Source organism: Duganella sp. Dugasp56, from assembly GCF_047304105.1.
In the GTDB taxonomy this organism is placed as follows: Bacteria; Pseudomonadota; Gammaproteobacteria; order Burkholderiales; family Burkholderiaceae_D; genus Rugamonas; species Rugamonas hordei.
The window spans coordinates 1-2,551 of the sequence record NZ_JBGLYQ010000103.1; the positions used below are offsets into that span (position 1 = coordinate 1).

Genomic DNA, 2,551 nt, shown 5'->3' on the forward strand with positions numbered 1-2,551 from the left:
TCCCTGCCGCCCCCACCACCGCCCTGCACGCGGGCCGCTGGAAATCCTATCTGAACGACTGCACCGCGCTGGTCGGCTTTGTCGAGCCGATGCAGGTGTCGGGCCGCGTCACGCGCGTGGCCGGGCTGGTGATGGAGGCGGTCGGCCTGCGCCTGGCCGTCGGCGCCGCCTGCACCGTGCCGCTGCCGTCCGGCGGCAAGATCGAGGCCGAAGTGGTCGGCTTCGAGGGCGACAAGCTGTTCCTGATGCCGCAAAGCGACGTCGAGGGCGTGGTGCCGGGCACCCGCGTGTTCCCGGTCGAGCCGGCGATCCCCCGCCCCGGCACCGTCAACCATCCGCGCCGCCGCCCCAGCGACCGCGCGCGCCACCTGCCGGTCGGCGCGGAACTGCTGGGCCGCGTGCTCGACGGCGCCGGCCGCCCGCTGGACAACCTGGGCCCGCTGAATGCCAGCGACAGCGCGCCGATCAACACCCGTCCCGCCAACCCGCTGGGCCGCGCGCCGATCACCGAAACGCTGGACGTCGGCGTGCGCTCGATCAACGCCATGCTGACCGTCGGCCGCGGCCAGCGCATGGGCCTGTTCGCCGGCTCCGGCGTCGGCAAGTCGGTGCTGCTGGGCATGATGGCGCGCTACACCGAGGCCGACGTCATCGTGGTCGGCCTGATCGGCGAACGGGGCCGCGAAGTCAAGGAATTCATCGAGCAGATCCTCGGCGAGGAAGGCCTGGCCCGTTCCGTCGTCGTGGCGGCCCCGGCCGACACGCCGCCGCTGATGCGCCTGCAGGGCGCGGCCTACGCCACGGCGATCGCCGAGCACTTCCGCGACAAGGGCCAGAACGTGCTGCTGATCATGGATTCGCTGACCCGCTACGCCATGGCCCAGCGCGAGATCGCGCTGGCCATCGGCGAACCGCCGGCCACCAAGGGCTATCCGCCGTCGGTGTTCGCCAAGCTGCCTATCCTGGTCGAACGCGCCGGCAACGGCGAGATGGGCGGCGGCTCGATCACCGCCTTCTACACCGTGCTGACCGAGGGCGACGACCAGCAGGATCCTATCGCCGACTCGGCGCGCGCGATTCTCGACGGCCACATCGTGCTCAACCGCCGCCTGGCGGAAGCCGGCCACTACCCCGCCATCGACATCGAACAATCGATCAGCCGGGCCATGCATTCGATCACCTCGCCCGAGCACCAGACCAAGGCGCGCTACCTGAAGCAGCTGTTCTCGCGCTACGAGCGCAGCCGCGACCTGATCAGCGTCGGCGCCTATGCGCCGGGCAGCGATCCGGTGCTGGACCAGGCGATCCAATTGCATGACCGCATAGAAAACTTTCTCCAGCAACAAATCTCCGAACAGGTGACCATGGGCGAGAGCTTGGGCCAACTTACCTCTCTGTTCGACTGATTGACGCCGGCAACAGCCACCTATAATTGATTCATCATGGCTTCCAAAGCGCAACTTGAAACACTGATGGACCTGGCGCGCCGGGAAACCGACGACGCCGCCAAGCGGCTGGGTGCCGCGCTCAAGGCCGTGGACGATGCCAAACAGAAGCACCAGATGCTGGTCGGCTACCGCGACGAGTACGCGAAACGCTTCGAAGCGGCGCAGGCGGCCGGGATTACGCCGATGGCTTATCGCAATTTCCAGGCTTTCATGGAAAAGCTGGACGTGGCGGTCAAGGGCCAGCTGGAAATGATACGGCACGCGGAATACCGCGGCGACCAGGAAAAAGCCTCCTGGCAGGCCGCCGAGCGCAAGCGCATGTCCTACTCCACCCTGAACGACAGGGCGGCGGCGGAAGCGCTGAAGGTGGAAAACAAGCGCGACCAGAAGCAGATGGACGAACACGCAGCACGGCAGGCGTATTACAAACGCTGATTTATGACAGATCGACTAACCGACACGGCGCGAACATGCAAACCCCTAACCTCCAAATTCCGACGCTGAACGCCAACGCGGTCGCCGCGCCCAAGGTCAACCTGAATCTGAATGCCGGCGGCGCGGACAATGCGTTCAAGCAGGCGCTGTCGCGCGAGATGGACCAGCGCCAGGCCAATGCCGCAAGCAACGCCCCGTCCAGGGCGCCGGAACATCCGGCCGCCTCGCGCTCGTCGGCGCCCAAGCAGGCCGCGCCGGCCAAACCGGCCGCACCGCAGAACAAGCAGGCCGACGCGCCCGACAACAACGACGTCCAGCCGGGCGCCCGCAGCGAAGCACCGGCCACCGCCGCCGCTCCGGCCCCAGCCAAGACCGCCACCGCTGACGCCAAGGCCGACAGCGACAGCGACACCGCCGCCAGCGACGCCCAGGACGCGGCGCAAGCCGATCCGGTAGCGGACATGCTGGCCCTGGTGGCCGCATTCAACCAGCCCGCCGCACCGGCCGCCACCGTGACCGCCGACGCAGCCGCCACCGCGACAACCTCGGCCACCGCCGGCGCCGCCAGCTCCGCCGCCCTGGCTGCGGAAGCAGCCGAGACAGCAGCGGCAGCGCTGGCCGCCGCCGGCAGCGCCGCAGCCAGCGATGCCGCCCGGGGGGGGGGGGGG

The 2,551-nt window shown here is 68.9% G+C and carries 2 protein-coding genes and 1 pseudogene; all 3 read left to right on the forward strand.

Annotated features, from left to right (window positions below; translation table 11 throughout):
- The first annotated feature begins 23 nt into the window (after positions 1 to 23).
- Complete coding sequence (gene fliI / locus ACCD07_RS32205; RefSeq protein WP_413449685.1) at positions 24 to 1,406, forward strand: flagellar protein export ATPase FliI; 1,383 nt, start codon at positions 24 to 26, stop codon at positions 1,404 to 1,406.
- Positions 1,407 to 1,442: 36 nt separating this feature from the next.
- A complete protein-coding gene (gene fliJ, locus ACCD07_RS32210; protein WP_176654196.1) occupies positions 1,443 to 1,883 on the forward strand; it encodes a flagellar export protein FliJ in 441 nt (146 codons plus the stop codon).
- A gap of 35 nt (positions 1,884 to 1,918) precedes the next feature.
- Positions 1,919 to 2,551 (forward strand): annotated as a pseudogene (locus ACCD07_RS32215) (flagellar hook-length control protein FliK); the annotation flags it as partial.